The organism is Synechococcus sp. CC9616 (assembly GCF_000515235.1).
Classification (GTDB): domain Bacteria; phylum Cyanobacteriota; class Cyanobacteriia; order PCC-6307; family Cyanobiaceae; genus Parasynechococcus.
This window is the reverse complement of the sequence record NZ_KI911558.1, coordinates 1,645,448-1,662,983: the sequence shown is the minus strand read 5'-3', so window position 1 is coordinate 1,662,983 and position 17,536 is coordinate 1,645,448. Positions and strand designations below refer to the sequence as shown.

Genomic DNA, 17,536 nt, shown 5'->3' with positions numbered 1-17,536 from the left:
TTACTCGCACATGGGCGTCGCTATCTACCTCGGCCTGGTCGGCGCAGGTCTTGTCAGTGCTTTTGTGCTCACCAAGCTGCTCAAGGGAATCAAGCTGATCTGATCGGCTCCAGGCGGCGATCACCGCGTCGAACGATCCAGAGCAACGCCAGTACGGCACCGATCGCGCCGGTGATGGCGAAGGTGCTCGACAGGCTTGTGGCCATCACCAGCAGCGCTGCCAACAGGCCGCTCAGGCCTCCACCGCCGAGGAAGGCGATCTGGCTCAGCCCGGCCATGCGTCCTCGCATCACCTGTGGAGCTCCGATCTGGGTGATCAGATTGCAGCTGCTCAGCAGCCCGGCGGTTCCTGCACCGATCAGAAAGGTCATCCCGAGGCTGATCCCAACGGAGGATGTGCTGGCCATCCCCAGCTGGGCGATGGCGGTGATCAGAGCGAAGCCCCCCAGGGTGAGAAAGGGACGGCTGCTCAAACGCGCACTGTTGCGCTGCAGCACCACGCCGCCGGCGATGCTGCCAGCGGCAAGCACGCTGGTGAACAGTCCCAGATCACGGGGGTCCGGTCCCAGAACCTGTTCAGCGATCAGGGGCGCCAGGCCTGGGTGGAAGAAATTCACCACGCACAGCCCTGCGGTCAGCGTCAGCACACCGCGCAAGGTGCCGCCGCAGTCGCGCCAGGCCTTGAGCAGAGTGGCTCCAGCCTTGCCATCACTGCGTTGTTCCAGATCACGCCGCGGCTGGAGCAGAAACATCACGCTGGCGATCGGCAGCAGATAGCTGGCGGCATCGATCCCCAGGGCCCAGGACGGTCCAGCGATGGCCACGAGCCAGCCACCTATCGGCGGACCCACCAGTTTTCCCACGTTGAACACCACTGAAAAGCTGGCCAGATAGCCCGCCAGCTGTTCCGGTTCATCCACCAGCAGTGAGCAGTATTTGTTGCGTGCCGTTAGTTCAAAGGCACCGGCGATCCCCACCAGCAGGGTGCTGAACAGCAGTAGCAGCACCTGGGCCATCCCCTCCAGCAGCGGAATGGCGAGTGCTCCCAGGGCGGCTGCGGCTAGTAACGCCCACTGGGCCTGCACGAGAACGCGCTCACAACCCAGTCGATCGGTGCGCACCCCCGCCGGCCCGCTGACGATCAGGCTTGGCAGCGACAAAGCCGCGAAATTCAGCGCCAGCACAAAGGGATCGGCACTGCCATGCAAAAGAATCCAGCCCTTGGCTGTGATTCCAGCGAAGGATCCAGCGGTGCTGATGCCGGAAACCACCAGGAACAGTTTGCGTTGCTGTTCGAGGCGAAGGGGAAAGGCGCTCAAGCGTCGGATCTGATTGCCGCCACCATCGCCCGGGCACCCACAATCTGTCCGCTTAGGTCGTAGATGTCGGCCCCGGTGATGTGCACCGGCACCATCGTTCCTGGCCGCGCCTGTTGACCGTCTGCTCCGGCTTGAACATGAACTTCTCCGTCCACCTCAGGGGCGAAGCGGGCGCAGCGACCCACCATCTCGCCGGTTTGCGAGTTGTGTTGTTCGATCAGCACATCCACGGTGCGCCCCACCCAGCGCTGGTTTGCGGCTGCTGAGATCGGTTGTTGCAGGGCCATCAAGGCATCTTTTCTGGCTTGCGCCATCTCTGGAGCCACCCGGTCGGGGAGATCCGCGGCGGCCGTGCCGTCCTCGGGCGAGAAGGTGAACACGCCCACGTGATCAAAGCGCTGCTGTTCCAGGAAGCGCATCAGGTGCCGGAAGTGGTCGTCCGTTTCGCCTGGGAACCCAACGATCAAGGTGGTGCGTAACACCGCATCGGGCAGCTGTTCGCGGATCTGATCCAGCAGCCTCTCGTTCACATCGGCTTGCCAAGGGCGGTTCATCGCCCGCAGCACGTCTGCGTGGCTGTGTTGCAGCGGCAGATCCAGGTAGGGCAGAACGTTGGGCACCTCCCGATAGGCCGCCAGCACCTCCCGGGTCAGCCCGGTGGGATAGGCGTAGTGCACCCGGATCCAGGGAATCTCCACCTCGCCGAGCGCCCGCAACAGTTCTGCCAGCTTTGGTTTGCCGTAAAGGTCGAGCCCGTAGTTGGTGGTGATCTGGCTGATCAGGATCAGCTCCTGTACCCCCTGATCGGCGAGCTGATGGGCTTCGGCCACGATCGATTCGATCGGTCGGCTGCGCTGATTGCCCCGCAATTTGGGAATGATGCAGAAGGCGCAGCGGTAATCGCAGCCCTCCGCCACCTTCAGGTAGGCCACGGCCTCATGGGTGGTGCGATGCCGCGCCAGATGTTCGTCACCCACGAAGGTGGGAACCTTGCTCACCCGGTTCACCCGTTCCCCGGCTTCCACGCGCTGCAGCACTTCAACGATGTGCTGGTAGTCCCCTGTGCCGACGATCGCCTTCGCCTCAGGGATCGAATCGAGCAATTCCTCCTGGAAGTGTTGGGCAAGACAGCCGGCGATGATCAGCTCCTTGCCCTGCTCCGCCAGCCCAACCAGGGTGCGCACCGATTCCTCGCGGGCGTCCTGGATGAAGCTGCAGGTGTTCACCACCACCACCGCTGCGCTGTCCTCATCGGTGCTCACGCCATACCCGGCCTCAGCCAGAAGCCCCACCATGTGCTCGGTGTCGACTCGGTTCTTCTCGCAGCCCAGATGGGCAAAAGCCACCGTCGGTTTGCTGGGGCTGATCGTCATCGCAACACCGGCAGGCCGATCTTCAGCCTAAGGAGACGTGTTGCCGCGCACGGAACTGCCAAAATCCTGTCATTCGAAGCTTAAAGATGGGCACCACCCGTCTCGTCAGTCGCCGCCGCCAGGATTCCGGCTCCAAGTGGGTGAGGGTCGCCATGGCGGTCTTGGCCACGATCGGTGTGATCGACACCGGGTCGATCACCCTCAAGCGCTGGGGTCTTCTTGGGGATCTCAACTGCCCGATCGGTGCAGATGGCTGCGACAAGGTGCTCAACAGTCCCTGGGGCAGCCTTGGCGATGGGATCCCACTGTCCCTGGTGGGCGTACTGGCCTACGGCGCCGTTCTGCTGATGGCGTTGCTGCCCTTGCTTCCTGGTTTGCAGGAAAGCAAGGCTGATCTCTCGCGGCGCACCTGGTGGGGTCTGTTCGCCGTGTCTCTGGGGATGACGGTGTTCAGCGGCGTGCTGGTGGGCCTGATGGTGATCAAGATCCAGGCCTTCTGCTTTTTCTGCGTTCTCTCCGCCGCGTTATCGCTGGCCCTGTTCATCCTGTCGCTGGTTGGTGGGGGATGGGATGACCCAGCTCAGTTGATCTTCCGAGGCGTCCTCCTGGCATTGGCCGTTTTGCTCGGAGGGTTGGTCTGGGCGTCGGTGCTGGATCCGAACCGGCCTGAGGCGGTGGCTGGTGGCCCTGGCACTCCCCCATTGGTTACCTCAGCAAGCAACCCGGCAAAGCTGGCCCTGGCAGACCATCTCACCGGCAGCGGTGCCGTCATGTATTCCGCCTACTGGTGCCCCCACTGCCATGAGCAGAAAGAATTGTTTGGCAAGGAGGCCGCAAAGGCACTCAAGGTGGTCGAGTGTGCCCCCGATGGTCAGAACAATCAGGTTGATCTCTGCCGTAGCAAGGGGCTAGAGGGATTCCCCAGCTGGGAGATCAACGGCAGCATCGATTCAGGCGTGAAACCCCTCGACAAACTGGCCGATCTCAGCGGTTACAAAGGTCCACGGGATTTCTGAGCTCAGCTCCTCACGGGGCGGGTGCGGATGCCTTCCCCGCGGGACTGACGGGTATGACATCGCCAAGCCGGCATGGCTGCCGGTGCATCTGTGCGGAAATGGCCACCTCGGCTCTCCCGGCGAAACAGACAGGCTTCCAGCATCAAGCGGCTCACCAGCAGCCGGTGGCGAACATCCAACAGCAGGTTGAGATCCCGGCGTGAGCCATCCTCGAGATGCAGTCCCTGCCCTGGTTGCAGCTGGCCCAGATCCCGCAGCAGAGGCTGTCCATCCAGCTCACGATCGTCATGGAGGAGCTGTTTCAGGGCATCCGCCATCCCTTGTGGTGAGCGGTTGACGCCGGCTTCCCGCCAGCAGAGGCGACGTGTGTGTTCAATCCGCTCAATTAGTCCAGCCGTTGTTTCCCCGTGGCTCAGTGCGGTGTTGCAGAGCTGCATGTGTGCCGTAGGGATCGGGCTGACATCAGGCGCCAAGGCAATGTCAGTCATGCGGTGGGCGAACACCAGGCATTCCATCAGTGAATTGCTGGCCAGGCGGTTGGCTCCATGCAGCCCCGTGCAGGCCACCTCCCCAACGGCGTAGAGCCCCGTCAGGCTGGTGGCGGCTTGCAGATCCGTGGCAACACCACCCATCCAGTAGTGAGCGGCCGGTGCAACGGGAATGGGCCGCTCCAGGGGATTCAGGCCAAACTCCCCGCAACGGTCCAGGATTGTCGGGAAGCGGTTTTCAGCGCGATCGCGATGGATCGGTGAGAAATCAAGCCACATCTGGTGCACTCCCTGACGTTGCATGGAGTGCACCAGGGCGCGGCTCACCTGATCGCGGGGAGCGAGATCCCGTTGCTGCAGATGCGCGACCGGGCTGTCTCCTGCCGCATCCACAAGAACGCCCCCTTCACCGCGCACCGCTTCTGAGATCAGAAAGCAGGGGGCATCCTCCAGCCGCAGTGCCGTCGGATGAAACTGCACGAACTCGAGATCCTCAACGGCAGCACCGGCCTGCCATGCCAGAGCCACCCCTTCGCCGCAGGCCTGTGCTGGGTTGGTGGTGTTCGCGAACAGATGCCCACCGCCGCCGCTGGCTACAACCACGGCTCGGGCACGGATCCAGCGCAGTTGCGGTCCATCCAGCACTTGCACGCCGCAGCAGTGTTGTCCTTCAACCCAGAGTTTCGTGACGCGCACACCCCGGCGATGCAGCAGTCCGGCCCGCTGCTCCACCTGCTCTCGCAGCATTTCCACCAGGGCTTTGCCCGTTTGGTCCTGGACGTGCAGAACGCGGTGATGGCTGTGGGCCGCTTCCAGGGTGGTCGCCAAAGAGCTTCCCTCCCGATCGAAGGCCATGCCCATCGCCTGGAGTTGTTCCACCCGATGGGGGGCCTCATTCACCAGTAGCCGAACCGCATCGCCATCACAAAGGTCGGCCCCGGCGCGCAGGGTGTCTGCCGCATGGCTTTCAGCACTGTCTTCTGTCCGCGTCACCGCCGCGATGCCTCCCTGTGCCCAGCGGCTGGAGGAGCGCCGCCCGGTGTTGCGATTCAGCAGCAGAATCCTCAAACCTGCTGGCAGTTCCAGGCAACTCATCAGCCCTGCAGCTCCCGCACCAATCACAACCACGTCCCAGGGGCCGGGGGGAATCGAATCGGTGGTGCGGTGTTGGTCCATCACGACAAAAAACCGCCGGAAAGCCGACGGTTCAGTGCGTTGATTGTGGCGTGTTTTTGATCAGCGGTACTGACCGTCGTTGATCCGGTCGTCTCCTTCGTTCAGGGCGATTGACGGAGGCGTCACCGTGAAATTGTCTCTGTACTTCTCAAAAAGTTCCCGCTGACGTTCGCTGAGATCGAGTTCCAGCACTTCGTCCACGCTGGTGTAGGGACCTCCCAGCACGATCTTGCCCGCCATGGTTGGGTACATGCCTGGGAATTGCTGGAAACGGCGGACCGAGGAATTGTTCAGGTCAACCTTCCCTTCGCGTTCGGCGATCTTGTCATCCGCCACATTGCGGATTTCGTTGCCGGAGTATTTGCCGACGAGGTCATCGTCTGCAGAAACGCTCGCGGGCAGAATCAGGCCCGCAAGCAGGCCTGCCATCAATACAAAACCTGTGAGCCAGCTCAGAAGCCGCTTCATCACAACTCTCCGTCGGGGATCGGAACGCGTCTGCCGGCAAGGCCGGTCCGGGAACATTACAAGTCGAAACCCCTTCGCTCTCTTTGAATCACGGGAGCTTTTGCAGTTCGTTTCACTCAGATCAGGCCACTGAGCCCTGGTTGCAGCAAAGCAGCGGCCAAGAACAGGCCATCAACCCAAAGCGTCGTGGTCAGAACCGCCGCTGCCATGCCAAGGAGGTCGTCGCCGGCAGTCCCCTCCAGGGAACGCTGGCGTAACAGTCTGGCTGTGATAAGAATCCCAGTGGCTGCAGTCGCTAGCAGGGTCAGTGATTGAGGCCTGAGCAGTTGAATCGCCGCATCGTGCAGCTGCAGGCCAGCTTCATGAAGCGGAGCACTCACCACCTGAGGCCAGAAGGGCATCACGCCGGTGGCCAGCATCATCAAGTCGGTACAGACGGTGCCCAGCAAGGAGGCGAGATAGAAGCCGCAGGCCAGCCTCCAGCGACTGTTCAGTCCGGTGACGGCAAGTGGCAGTGCGAAGGCTTCAATCGGTAAGTGCAGCAAGGGGTGTGCACGCAACCATCCCCAGAACAGGCACCCCGCTAACCAGCTACCACTGAAACCAACAAGCAGGGAACCGATTTCGGCTCGCCGACCGCGGCTGTTCAGCTGCAGGTTTACCCCTGCTGTCAGCAACACGATCGTGAACAGCGTGGCTGTGAAGGGGTGAAGACGAACCCAGGGTGCTTGCAGAAAAACCGGCAGAGTCACCAGTGTCGCCGCGATTTGGGGGACAGCCAGGGACTGCGATCGATCGGGGAGTGTGGTTTGCCAGGTTCCGCCGATCAACGTTTTTCTCCGTCCAATGTGAAGAAAGTCACGGAACCTTAGAAGACATCTCCAAAAGCCGTGTTCGGCATAACGTCTGCCCGGCCACCCAGACCGTCATGACCGACACCACTGCTCCTCTCGGGTTGCTTGAGGCCTGCTGGCGGGATTTTGTGCTGGGTGTCGTTCAAGGAATTACAGAATTTCTACCGATCAGCAGCACGGCCCATCTCAAAGTTGTGCCGGTGATGCTGGGGTGGGGAGATCCTGGTGTCTCGGTGACGGCCGCGATTCAACTGGGCAGCATCGCAGCGGTGATTGCCTATTTCCGCAGCGATCTGGCTCAGGTTCTCAAGGGGATTTCTCGGGCGTTTCGGCAGGGACAGTGGCGCGAGCCAGATGCCCGCCTAGGAATCGCCATGGCTCTGGGCACGGTGCCAATCCTGGTCGTTGGCCTTGGCATCAAGTTGTTCTGGGACCAGGGATATGAATCCTCCCCATTGCGCAGCGTGCCATCGATTGCGGTGGTGTCGATTGTGATGGCTCTTCTGCTGGCTTTGGCTGAGCAGTTCGGATCGCGCATCAAACAACTCACCGACGTCTCTGGCCGCGATGGAGTGTTGGTGGGAATCGCCCAGGTGCTGGCCTTGATTCCAGGGGTATCCCGCTCCGGCAGCACGCTCACGGCATCCCTGTTCGATGGCTGGCAACGTGCTGATGCGGCCCGCTTCTCCTTTTTATTAGGCATTCCCGCCATCACGATTGCGGGAATCGTGGAACTCAAAGATGCTTTCGCCGCCAGTGCAGCAGCGGGTCCTCTCCCTCTGATCGTTGGCATCCTGTCCGCTGCGGTGGTGTCGTGGCTGGCCATCGATTGGCTGTTGAAATTTCTGCAGCGCAACAGCACCTGGATTTTTGTGGGCTACCGCTTGCTCTTCGGGGTCGTCCTACTGGCCTGGTGGTTCACATCCGGCGCAAACTGAAGAAAAGCACCTGTCTCTGCCTTGTGGAATGAGCCATCTGCCGGTGTCGCGATGTCGGCACTCGATCCCAACCGCGCTGCGCGTCAGCCCCAGCCGGCAGTGGTGGATTCCGTGGAACCGGGATCCATCGGAGAGGAGCTCGGTTTTGAACCCGGCGACCAGCTTCTGAGCATCAATGGCATCCGCCCTCGGGATCTCATCGATTACCGCTACCTCTGTGTGGATGAGGAGCTGCGTCTCGAGGTTCGCGATGCCCGGGGAGAACTGCATGAGGTGGATCTCGAGAAAGACGCCGATGACGGCCTCGGCCTGGGCTTCACCGAAGCGTTATTTGACGGTTTGCGGCAGTGCAACAACCACTGCCCTTTTTGTTTCATTGATCAACAGCCTCCCGGACGGCGGGACAGCCTGTATCTGAAGGACGACGATTACCGGCTCAGTTTTCTCTATGGCTCCTACCTGACGCTCACCAACCTGAATGACAGCGACTGGGCACGGATTGAATCCCAGAGGCTTTCGCCGCTGTACGTATCTGTGCATGCCACCGAGCCCACGTTGCGGGCACGGCTGCTTGAGAACCCGCGGGCGGCACGGCTGCTCGATCAACTGAGTTGGTTCGCAGAACGTGATCTGCAGATCCATGCGCAGGTTGTGGTCTGTCCTGGAATCAATGACGGTGTTGCCCTCGAGCAAACCCTCACCGATCTGTCGCGCTTCGCGAGCGGGGACTGGCCGGCGGTGCTCTCGGCAGCTGTTGTGCCGGTGGGGTTAACGCGCTTTCGTCCTGCTGATGATGGTCTTATCCCCGTCAGCCCTGCATGTGCGCGGGACGTGATTGCCCGGGTGGAGCGTCTGCAGGCGACATTCCAGGCCGATCTCGGCACGCGTTTTGCCTGGTTGTCTGATGAGTGGTATCTGATTGCAGGACAACCACTTCCTCCACGTCCGGAGTACGAGGATCTTCCCCAGCAGGAAAACGGTGTCGGCAGCATCCGTGCTTTTTTGGAGTCGTTGGATCAGGCCACGGCGGTGCTTCCACAACGCCTGGATCAGCCACGCTCCTGCAGTTGGGTGGTGGGCAGGATTGTGGCGTCGGCACTGCAGCCAGTGCTGGATCGCCTCAATGGCGTTGATGGCGTTCGTCTGCGATTGATCGGATTGCCAAGCCCTTACTGGGGGCAGGACCAGGTGGTGACGGGTCTTTTGACGGGTCAGGATCTGATCGATGGGCTCTCGGAAGAGGATCTTGGTGATGAACTGCTGCTGCCCTCGGTGATGTTGCGGCAGGGGCAACCCGTCTTCCTCGACGACATGACGCTGACGCAGTTGGAGGAAGTCCTCCCTGTTCCAATCCGTGTTGTGAGTGGGGCGGCTGACATCGTGGCCTCGGTCCTGAATCCAATAGGAAAAAGTCCCTAAGCTCCGGCAAGTTTTTCTTATGCCGTGCGCCGCCTCACAGCAGCCTCCTGTTTAGTTGCAGGCGTACTGGCGACTGGCGGGCTTCCGGCTCTGAGTCAAGAGTCGAGCCAAGAGGTGGCTGGGAGCGACAACAGCTCCTTGATCGACCAGAGCACCCTGCCGAACGCTATCGAGCAGAAGGGTCCGCGTCCGAAGGCGGATCCATCAGCCCTTCCCCCTGCAGCGACTGACCTGCCAGCGGAGAGCAATGACCTCGGGTCCCCGCCAAGCCTGGCTTTGCCCGACCGTCCAGAGCAGGTACGGATCCGTGAACTGCGTCCGATCACTCTGGAGCAATCCCTCCAGATCTTGGAGGTCAACAGCCCCACACTCAAGGCGGCAGCCAGTCGGGTCGATCAGTCCAAATCGCAGCTGAGAGCAGCGATTTCTGCCTGGTATCCAAGCGTGAATCTCTCAGCTAACGCTTTACCTGAGTATTTCAAGAACTACACCTACCGAAATCCTGAATTCAGAAGCCGCTCGGTCACGATTCCCGATCCCACGAATTCTGAAGGGTCACGCACCATTGACCGCCAGGGTCAATATGAGTTCTACACACGGGAATGGAAGGCTAATTTCGGTGTTTCGATCAACTGGGACATCATCAATCCCTCCCGAGTCCCACAGATATCTGCTGCCCGTGATCAGTTTGAACGGGCTCGCGACGCCTATCTGATTGCCCTGCGAGACCTGAGGCTCGATGCATCCACCAGTTATTTCACGCTCCAGGCGTCTGATGAAAGAGTTCGTGTCGGCCAGGCCTCAGTTCGAGCCTCATTGCTCAGTCTTCGCGATGCACGGGCCCGTTACAACGCCGGAGTGAACACCAAGCTGGATGTGCTCGAAGCCGAGACGCAGCTGGCCCAGGACCGCAAAGTTCTCACGGATGCCCTGGCCTTCCAGGACATTTCACGGCGCAGGATTGCCCAGTTGCTTGATCTGCCTCAGGACATCACCCCCACGGCTGCAACGCCGCCGAAACCCCTGGGCCTCTGGGAGCCGTCGCTGCAGGAGAGCATCATCGCGGCTTACAACTATCGAGAAGAACTCGACCAATTGATTCTCGATATTTCGATCAACAACAGTCGTGCCAATGCGTCCTTAGCGGCGATTCAGCCGGTGCTGAGCTTCGTCAACAACTGGAACACAGGCCGTAGTCAGGGAGAGAGTGCTCAGGAGTCCTGGGGTGCAGTCGATATGGACGACTACCAGTGGAACGTCAGCAACGCCACCTCACTGCAGCTGAGATGGAACCTGTACGACGGTGGCCGCGCCCAGGCGAACTACCGAGCCTCCAAACAGGCTGCTGAGGAAAGCACATACAACTTCGCGGCTCAGAGAGATTCCATTCGCCTTGAGGTCGAAGAGAGCTTCTATAACCTCCGAAAAGCGATTCAGGACATCCAAACCACCTCCAGTCGGGTGTTGACGGCTCGTGAATCCCTTCGCTTGTCCCTGCTTCGAGTTCAGGCTGGAGTGAGCACCCAGCGTGAGGTCATCAACAACCAGCAGGACCTCACAAGAGCTGAGTTGCAGTACACCGAAGCCATTCGTGACTACAACACCTCCCTGGCTCAGTTGCGTCGAAGGACCGGCCTGGATGCCCTTGTCACCTGCGGGACAGTTGATTTACCCGCTGAAAAGCCTGCAACGGAAACGTCCGACATCCCCATTGAACCCACGGCTCTACCGGCTGTTTGCCCTGCGGTTGCTGACTCAGGTGCAGCTTCGAATGATGCGATCGGCATTTCTGTCCAACCGCTTTGGTGAACCAAAGCCTTTCGGCAGATCAGCTCAGGGCGATCAGCACTCTTCTGGATCGTGTGGCAACCCGGCAGCGGAGCGATTTTGGTCACATCGTTTCCGATGTGAAACCTGATGGAACCTTGATCACTGCCTGTGATCGCTGGAGCGACACCACCTTGGTTGAGGGCTTGCAGGCCATCACCCAAGGCGAGGGCGTTCTGAGTGAGGAAGGGTCCCAGGTGGTCCCTGATTCAGAGGCCTACTGGGTGGTTGACCCCCTGGACGGCACGACAAATTTTGCTGCCGGAATTCCTTACTGGGCGATTTCGGTGGCGCGTTTCGTCGATGGACTCCCTGTTCAGGCGTTTTTAGACGTACCGGCACTTCGCCAGCGGATCGTCGCGATCCGGGGTGAAGGGGTTTGGAGGAACGGAAAGGCGTTGTCGGTTGCGACGCGTTCGATAGCCACCAGCTCCTGTGTATCTCTGTGCAGTCGCTCGATACGCGTGTTGCAACGTCGTCCAGACCGTCCGTTCCCTGGAAAGATCCGGCTCTTGGGTGTGGCCAGCCTCAATCTTCTGAGTGTTGCCATGGGCCAAACCGTGGCTGCTCTGGAAGCCACACCGAAAATCTGGGATCTGGCAGCTGCCTGGCTGGTCTTGGAGCAATTGCAATGCCCGATCCAGTGGCTGGCAACTCAAGACCCCTCCGGTTTCTCCTCCGGTGAGGACCTATCGGAGTGCGGTTTTCCCATGCTGGCTGCGGCTTCCCAAGAGCATCTCGAGCGTCTGATCCCTTGGGGAGAGGCGTTGTTGCAAGGCTGATCCAGCTGTTTGAACCGTGGGGTTGCATCGATGGCTGAAGGGGTGTTATGATCTTCTTCTGCGCGCAAGTTGAAAGACCTGCCCGCAGACGTCTGAACCAGGCCTTGCAGGCCGACGTTCTGACGGGCCTTCAACCCATCGGGAGCGATCCCACGGTGTTGTAGGTTTCTGAGGTGGTCGCGAGTCGGCCACGCTTACAAACCAGCGGGAGGCAATCCCACGGTGTTGTAAGTTTCAAAAGCGGTCGTCAGAGGCCGCGTTGATCAGCTCTCTCCGGCAACGGAGTGTTGATGATCGAACCTGGACAATTGAAAAGTTTAGGAACTGACGCTTTCATCGCGTTCGATTTCAGAAATCATCTCTGATGATTTCTTGAGAATTGAATGTAAAAGCGATGAAGGTGTGAGGTCCCGTCAAAAAATTTCGTTGCGATGAAGCAATTCGCTGCAACGAGAGGGTTTTCACGAGCCTTCTTGTTGTCGGTGTGCGAATTGTGGAGCAACAACCGGATCTGAGATCCCGGAAAGTCATTGACAGAGAAATCTAGAGATGCACTCTTAAGAACCCTTTTTGTGTCAGCTAAAAGGAGGCCTCAACTGTTGCCAGTAGATACTGAGCAATGGGTGACGCAAATCATTTTGAGGACGTGAAAGCGTCTAAAAGGAAATGATCTACAACGGAGAGTTTGATCCTGGCTCAGGATGAACGCTGGCGGCGTGCTTAACACATGCAAGTCGAACGAACCTTCGGGTTAGTGGCGGACGGGTGAGTAACGCGTGAGAATCTGCCCTCAGGAGGGGGATAACGGTTGGAAACGGCCGCTAATACCCCATATGCCGCGAGGTGAAATGAATTTCGCCTGAGGATGAGCTCGCGTCTGATTAGCTAGTTGGTGTAGGTAATGGCTCACCAAGGCATCGATCAGTAGCTGGTCTGAGAGGATGATCAGCCACACTGGGACTGAGACACGGCCCAGACTCCTACGGGAGGCAGCAGTGGGGAATTTTCCGCAATGGGCGAAAGCCTGACGGAGCAACGCCGCGTGAGGGATGAAGGCCTCTGGGCTGTAAACCTCTTTTCTCAAGGAAGAAGATCTGACGGTACTTGAGGAATAAGCCACGGCTAATTCCGTGCCAGCAGCCGCGGTAATACGGGAGTGGCAAGCGTTATCCGGAATTATTGGGCGTAAAGCGTCCGCAGGCGGCCCTTCAAGTCTGCTGTTAAAGCGTGGAGCTTAACTCCATCATGGCAGTGGAAACTGTTGGGCTTGAGTGTGGTAGGGGCAGAGGGAATTCCCGGTGTAGCGGTGAAATGCGTAGATATCGGGAAGAACACCAGTGGCGAAGGCGCTCTGCTGGGCCATCACTGACGCTCATGGACGAAAGCCAGGGGAGCGAAAGGGATTAGATACCCCTGTAGTCCTGGCCGTAAACGATGAACACTAGGTGTCGGGGGAATCGACCCCCTCGGTGTCGTAGCCAACGCGTTAAGTGTTCCGCCTGGGGAGTACGCACGCAAGTGTGAAACTCAAAGGAATTGACGGGGGCCCGCACAAGCGGTGGAGTATGTGGTTTAATTCGATGCAACGCGAAGAACCTTACCAGGGTTTGACATCCTGCGAACCTCTTGGAAACGAGAGGGTGCCTTCGGGAACGCAGTGACAGGTGGTGCATGGCTGTCGTCAGCTCGTGTCGTGAGATGTTGGGTTAAGTCCCGCAACGAGCGCAACCCACGTCTTTAGTTGCCAGCATTTAGTTGGGCACTCTAGAGAGACCGCCGGTGATAAACCGGAGGAAGGTGTGGATGACGTCAAGTCATCATGCCCCTTACATCCTGGGCTACACACGTACTACAATGCTACGGACAGAGGGCAGCAAGTTCGCGAGGACAAGCAAATCCCGTAAACCGTAGCTCAGTTCAGATCGTAGGCTGCAACTCGCCTACGTGAAGGAGGAATCGCTAGTAATCGCAGGTCAGCATACTGCGGTGAATACGTTCCCGGGCCTTGTACACACCGCCCGTCACACCATGGAAGTTGGCCATGCCCGAAGCCGTTACTCCAACCCTCGGGAGGAGGACGTCGAAGGTGGGGCTGATGACTGGGGTGAAGTCGTAACAAGGTATCCGTACCGGAAGGTGCGGATGGATCACCTCCTAACAGGGAGACAAACAACGATTTTGATGCCTGAGTATTTTATTCTTAGGCCGAAATCCTGTCACCTTAGGTCGATCGGTACCTCAGATTTGATATCAAGATGGTGCAGCAATGTGCCGTAACTGATGGAGATTTTCAGTTCCTAAACTTTGTCTAGGTCACACCCCAAAAGGGATGAGACTCCTGGGCCATTAGCTCAGGTGGTTAGAGCGCACCCCTGATAAGGGTGAGGTCCCTGGTTCAAGTCCAGGATGGCCCATTCGGTGTTGGGGGTTTAGCTCAGTTGGTAGAGCGCCTGCTTTGCAAGCAGGATGTCAGGAGTTCGAGTCTCCTAACCTCCACTGACCGAACTTTATCCCCGTCTCCAATTTATTGGAGTCGAGCTCGATTGGTATGTGATTTAGATGTGTCCGCTGGATGACCCCAGCTTCCTGTCATTCCAAGTTTAAAAGCGAAAGCTTTGAATTTGGTTGATAAGATGCTGGGCTCGAACTGAGCAATCAGTTTGAAGTCTGGCAGAACCTTGACAACTGCATAGGTGAAGTCTGGAAAAACAAAGCATCTCATGGATGCATTGTTTTGGTTTTGAGGTCTTAGGATCTCAAATTCCAGAATAATGAAAATTCTTTTGAGCAAGAGCCGAGACTCTGAAATGTTCTTCTAATCGTGTCGAGCGATTATGAGTTTGATCTTGTTTTCTATTTGAAAACTTGAAAATCTGTCTCAACAACAGTAAGCATTTTAGAGATTATTTGGTCAAGCTACAAAGGGCTCACGGTGGATACCTTGGCACACAGAGGCGATGAAGGACGTGGTTACCTGCGATAAGTCTCGGGGAGCTGGAAGCACGCTTTGATCCGGGAATTTCCGAATGGGGCAACCCCTAGTACGGCCAGCTGAATTCATAGGCTGGCGCGAGCCAACCCAGCGAACTGAAACATCTTAGTAGCTGGAGGAAAGGAAAGTAAAAACGACTCCCTAAGTAGCGGCGAGCGAACGGGGAAGAGCCTAAACCGATACTTTCGAGTATCGGGGTTGTGGGACAGCAATGTGGATCAGGAATGTTAGGAGAAGTGTTTGAATGACACGCCACAGAGGGTGAAAGCCCCGTACCTGAAAACTGAACTGACCTAGCTGTATCCCGAGTAGCACGGAGCACGTGAAATTCCGTGTGAATCCGCGAGGACCACCTCGTAAGGCTAAGTACTCCTGTGTGACCGATAGCGCAACAGTACCGCGAGGGAAAGGTGAAAAGAACCCCGGGAGGGGAGTGAAATAGAACATGAAACCGTGAGCCTACAAGCAATGGGAGCCCTACTCATAGGGTGACCGTGTGCCTGTTGAAGAATGAGCCGGCGACTTATAGGCACTGGCGGGTTAAACCGGTAATGGTGGAGCCACAGCGAAAGCGAGTCTGAATAGGGCGTTTGTCAGTGTTTATAGACCCGAACCCGGGTGATCTAACCATGGCCAGGATGAAGCTTGGGTGATACCAAGTGGAGGTCCGAACCGACTGACGTTGAAAAGTCAGCGGATGAGCTGTGGTTAGGGGTGAAATGCCAATCGAACCCGGAGCTAGCTGGTTCTCCCCGAAATACGTTGAGGCGTAGCGTCTGATGCTCCAGCAGGGGGGTAAAGCCACCATTTCGGTGCGGGCTGCGAGAGCGGTACCAAATCGAGATGAACTCTGAATACCCTGTGTGTAGTCAGGCAGTCAGACTGTGGGGGATAAGCTCCATGGTCAAGAGGGAAACAGCCCAGACCGCCAGCTAAGGTCCCCAAATCAACGCTAAGTGATAAAGGAGGTGGGATTCCATAGACAACCAGGAGGTTTGCCTAGAAGCAGCCATCCTCAAAGGAGTGCGTAATAGCTCACTGGTCGAGGGATCCTGCGCCGAAAATGAATGGGGCTAAGCGTTGTACCGAAGCTGCGGATTTATGGTAGGGGAGCGTTCCATACGGGGCGAAGCGTTAGCGTGAGCGGACGTGGACTGTATGGAAGTGAGAATGTCGGCTTGAGTAGCGAAAACATGGGTGAGAATCCCATGCCCCGAAACCCTAAGGGTTCCTCCGGCAGGCTCGTCCGCGGAGGGTTAGTCTGGACCTAAGGCGAGGCCGAAAGGCGTAGTCGATGGATAACAGGTCAACATTCCTGTACCGGTCATGTTTTGGGAAGAGGGACGGAGAAGGCTAGCCAAGCCAGATGTTGGTTACTGGTTCAAGCGTTCGAGGCGTTGAGGAGCGGTGAAAACGTTCCGAGCTGAGGCGTGAGTACGAGCTGCCACGGCAGCGAAGTTGGTGATGTCAAGCTTCCAAGAAAAGCTCTATACCCGTTAAGGCATGACTGCCAGTACCCGAAACCGACACAGGTGGGGTGGTAGAGAATACCGAGGGGCGCGAGGTAACTCTCTCTAAGGAACTCGGCAAAATGGCCCCGTAACTTCGGGAGAAGGGGTGCCAGCGAGAGCTGGTCGCAGTGAAGAGGCCCTGGCGACTGTTTACCAAAAACACAGGTCTCCGCTAAGTCGCAAGACGATGTATGGGGGCTGACGCCTGCCCAGTGCCGGAAGGTTAAGGAAGCCGGTCAGCGTAAGCGAAGCTGGCGACTGAAGCCCCGGTGAACGGCGGCCGTAACTATAACGGTCCTAAGGTAGCGAAATTCCTTGTCGGGTAAGTTCCGACCCGCACGAAAGGCGTAACGATCAGGGCGCTGTCTCGGAGAGAGGCTCGGCGAAATAGAATTGTCTGTGAAGATGCGGACTACGTACACCCGGACAGAAAGACCCTATGAAGCTTTACTGTAGCTTGGTATTGTGCCCGGGCTCTGAATGCGCAGGATAGGTGGGAGACGTTGATCTCATGCTTGTGGGTATGAGTTAGTCACTGGTGAGATACCACTCTTTCAGAGCTAGGGTTCTAACGTTCACCCGTTATCCGGGGAGCGGACAGTATCAGGTGGGCAGTTTGACTGGGGCGGTCGCCTCCTAAAAGGTAACGGAGGCGCGCAAAGGTTTCCTCAGGCTGGTTGGAAATCAGCTGACGAGTGCAAAAGCAGAAGGAAGCTTGACTGTGAGACCCACAAGTCGAACAGGGACGAAAGTCGGCTTTAGTGATCCGACGGTTCTGAGTGGAAGGGCCGTCGCTCAACGGATAAAAGTTACTCTAGGGATAACAGGCTGATCTCCCCCAAGAGTTCACATCGACGGGGAGGTTTGGCACCTCGATGTCGGCTCATCGCAACCTGGGGCTGAAGCCGGTCCCAAGGGTTGGGCTGTTCGCCCATTAAAGCGGTACGCGAGCTGGGTTCAGAACGTCGTGAGACAGTTCGGTCCATATCCGGTGTACGCGTAGGAACATTGAGAGGATTTCTCCCTAGTACGAGAGGACCGGGAGGAACGCACCTCTGGTGTACCAGTTATCGTGCCAACGGTAAACGCTGGGTAGCCATGTGCGGAGTGGATAACCGCTGAAAGCATCTAAGTGGGAAGCCCACCTCAAGATGAGTGTTCCCATGGGGTAACCCAGTAAGGTCACGGGAAGAACACCCGTTGATAGGCTCTACGTGGAAGTCCAGTAATGGATGCAGCGGAGGAGTACTAATAGACCGAGGGCTTGACCAACTTCTTTGGTTCTTGCCTGAAAGACTTTGTTGATTCAGACGCTCAGCTTTGCTGAAGATCCTATGCAGTTCTCAGGGTTCAATCTCTGAGAATGTTTCTAT

The 17,536-nt window shown here is 58.0% G+C and carries 11 protein-coding genes, 2 tRNA genes and 2 rRNA genes; 10 read left to right on the top strand and 5 right to left on the bottom strand.

Going from position 1 to position 17,536, the window contains the following annotated elements; translation table 11 throughout:
- The first annotated feature begins 10 nt into the window (after positions 1 to 10).
- Positions 11 to 103, top strand: coding sequence for a hypothetical protein (locus SYN9616_RS0109740; protein WP_028952905.1), 93 nt, complete (start codon positions 11 to 13; stop codon positions 101 to 103).
- On the opposite strand, the gene SYN9616_RS0109735 is transcribed toward SYN9616_RS0109740, so the two are convergent.
- Together SYN9616_RS0109735 and rimO are read right to left on the bottom strand one after the other, a co-directional pair.
- Positions 90 to 1,319, bottom strand: coding sequence for an MFS transporter (locus tag SYN9616_RS0109735; protein ID WP_028952904.1), 1,230 nt, complete (start codon positions 1,317 to 1,319; stop codon positions 90 to 92). The genes SYN9616_RS0109740 and SYN9616_RS0109735 overlap by 14 nt on opposite strands.
- Positions 1,316 to 2,692, bottom strand: coding sequence for a 30S ribosomal protein S12 methylthiotransferase RimO (rimO, locus tag SYN9616_RS0109730; protein WP_028952903.1), 1,377 nt, complete (start codon positions 2,690 to 2,692; stop codon positions 1,316 to 1,318). The genes SYN9616_RS0109735 and rimO overlap by 4 nt, the downstream gene beginning before the upstream one ends.
- Positions 2,693 to 2,778: 86 nt before the next feature.
- Here rimO and SYN9616_RS0109725 point away from each other — a divergent pair, with 86 nt between their 5' ends.
- Positions 2,779 to 3,708 carry a vitamin K epoxide reductase family protein gene (locus SYN9616_RS0109725; RefSeq protein WP_028952902.1) on the top strand — a complete coding sequence of 310 codons (930 nt, stop codon included), beginning with the start codon at positions 2,779 to 2,781 and terminating at the stop codon, positions 3,706 to 3,708.
- Positions 3,709 to 3,710: 2 nt separating this feature from the next.
- On the opposite strand, the gene nadB is transcribed toward SYN9616_RS0109725, so the two are convergent.
- The 3 genes from nadB to SYN9616_RS0109710 form a co-directional block, all read right to left on the bottom strand.
- Positions 3,711 to 5,372: an L-aspartate oxidase gene (gene nadB / locus SYN9616_RS0109720; RefSeq protein WP_028952901.1), complete on the bottom strand. Its 1,662-nt coding sequence runs from the start codon at positions 5,370 to 5,372 to the stop codon at positions 3,711 to 3,713.
- 60 nt (positions 5,373 to 5,432) lie between these two features.
- Positions 5,433 to 5,840 (bottom strand): photosystem II complex extrinsic protein PsbU, encoded by a 408-nt coding sequence (psbU, locus tag SYN9616_RS0109715; RefSeq protein WP_028952900.1) that lies wholly within the window; start codon positions 5,838 to 5,840, stop codon positions 5,433 to 5,435.
- Positions 5,841 to 5,956: 116 nt separating this feature from the next.
- A complete protein-coding gene (locus tag SYN9616_RS0109710; RefSeq protein ID WP_028952899.1) occupies positions 5,957 to 6,670 on the bottom strand; it encodes a DUF3120 domain-containing protein in 714 nt (237 codons plus the stop codon).
- Between the two features lie 98 nt (positions 6,671 to 6,768).
- Between SYN9616_RS0109710 and SYN9616_RS0109705 the strand changes: the two genes are divergently transcribed.
- The 8 genes from SYN9616_RS0109705 (at position 6,769) to SYN9616_RS0109660 (ending at position 17,435) form a co-directional block, all read left to right on the top strand.
- Complete coding sequence (locus tag SYN9616_RS0109705; RefSeq protein ID WP_028952898.1) at positions 6,769 to 7,632, top strand: undecaprenyl-diphosphate phosphatase; 864 nt, start codon at positions 6,769 to 6,771, stop codon at positions 7,630 to 7,632.
- A 21-nt stretch (positions 7,633 to 7,653) separates the two neighbouring features.
- The gene (locus tag SYN9616_RS0109700) at positions 7,654 to 9,051 is read left to right on the top strand and encodes a TIGR03279 family radical SAM protein (RefSeq protein WP_028952897.1); all 1,398 of its coding nucleotides are present in this window, start codon (positions 7,654 to 7,656) and stop codon (positions 9,049 to 9,051) included.
- Between the two features lie 24 nt (positions 9,052 to 9,075).
- A complete protein-coding gene (locus SYN9616_RS0109695; protein WP_028952896.1) occupies positions 9,076 to 10,860 on the top strand; it encodes a TolC family protein in 1,785 nt (594 codons plus the stop codon).
- Positions 10,854 to 11,660: an inositol monophosphatase family protein gene (locus tag SYN9616_RS0109690; RefSeq protein ID WP_028952895.1), complete on the top strand. Its 807-nt coding sequence runs from the start codon at positions 10,854 to 10,856 to the stop codon at positions 11,658 to 11,660. Before SYN9616_RS0109695 ends, SYN9616_RS0109690 begins: the two co-directional genes overlap by 7 nt.
- Before the next feature lie 673 nt (positions 11,661 to 12,333).
- Positions 12,334 to 13,818 (top strand): 16S ribosomal RNA (locus SYN9616_RS0109680).
- 182 nt (positions 13,819 to 14,000) lie between these two features.
- A tRNA-Ile gene (locus SYN9616_RS0109675) sits at positions 14,001 to 14,074 on the top strand.
- 9 nt (positions 14,075 to 14,083) lie between these two features.
- Positions 14,084 to 14,156, top strand: a tRNA-Ala gene (locus tag SYN9616_RS0109670).
- A 413-nt stretch (positions 14,157 to 14,569) separates the two neighbouring features.
- Positions 14,570 to 17,435, top strand: a 23S ribosomal RNA gene (locus SYN9616_RS0109660).
- Together the 16S and 23S rRNA genes with 2 tRNA genes alongside form the textbook arrangement of a ribosomal RNA operon.
- Positions 17,436 to 17,536: the final 101 nt, after the last annotated feature.

Bases quoted from the DNA above. Each gene is read 5' to 3' on its own strand.
- SYN9616_RS0109740 (WP_028952905.1), top strand. From the start codon at position 11: ATGGGCGTCGCTATCTACCTCGGCCTGGTCGGCGCAGGTCTTGTCAGT.
- rimO (WP_028952903.1), bottom strand. From the start codon at position 2,692: ATGACGATCAGCCCCAGCAAACCGACGGTGGCTTTTGCCCATCTGGGC.
- SYN9616_RS0109725 (WP_028952902.1), top strand. From the start codon at position 2,779: ATGGGCACCACCCGTCTCGTCAGTCGCCGCCGCCAGGATTCCGGCTCC.
- nadB (WP_028952901.1), bottom strand. From the start codon at position 5,372: ATGGACCAACACCGCACCACCGATTCGATTCCCCCCGGCCCCTGGGAC.
- psbU (WP_028952900.1), bottom strand. From the start codon at position 5,840: ATGAAGCGGCTTCTGAGCTGGCTCACAGGTTTTGTATTGATGGCAGGC.
- SYN9616_RS0109705 (WP_028952898.1), top strand. From the start codon at position 6,769: ATGACCGACACCACTGCTCCTCTCGGGTTGCTTGAGGCCTGCTGGCGG.